Origin of the sequence: Halorubrum tibetense (assembly GCF_042661865.1) — an archaeon.
Taxonomy (GTDB): Archaea; Halobacteriota; Halobacteria; order Halobacteriales; family Haloferacaceae; genus Halorubrum; species Halorubrum tibetense.
Genome location: NZ_JBHSWW010000728.1, coordinates 1 through 528, shown reverse-complemented (window position 1 = coordinate 528; position 528 = coordinate 1). Strand labels below are relative to the sequence as shown.

Annotated in this window: 1 protein-coding gene; it reads left to right on the top strand. The window is 49.6% G+C overall.

The genetic code is table 11. The features are described from left to right. Window positions 1-528 (top strand): tyrosine-type recombinase/integrase (locus ACFQEU_RS17980; protein ID WP_379784386.1); only part of this gene is annotated, 528 nt, incomplete at both ends.

The following is a 528-nucleotide window of genomic DNA, read 5'->3' as shown; positions in this document are numbered from 1 at the left end:
CGATGTTAGCCCTAATACGCAAAAGACGGCGCTCAATGCCATTGTATTTATGTACCGAGCAGTTTTGTGTATAGAGCCCGGTGACTTTTCTGATTTTCACAAAGCCAAAGGCCCTGTAAAACTACCCACAGTCCTGACCGATGATGAGGTGCGTCGGCTGTTCAACAACATGCAAGGGCCAACAAGGCTTTGTGCCGGATTGATGTACGGCTCGGGTTTGCGGGTAATGGAAACGGTTCGATTGCGGGTGCAGGATATCGATTTTGATCGGCTGTGCGTCTACGTGCGAGATGGCAAGGGCCGAAAGTCGCGAATTACAACATTTTCTGCTCATCTGGTTTCAGCTCTAAAGGCGCAAGTGACATTAGTCACCGGGTTATTTCAGAGAGATTGTTCAGAAGCACGGTGGGACGGCGTTTACTTGCCCCATGCCTTAGCTCGCAAATACCCACGCGCACCTTTTGAATTGGGCTGGCAGTATTTGTTTCCTGTCGATCAATGGAGACTAGGGAACCTCTGTATAACTCC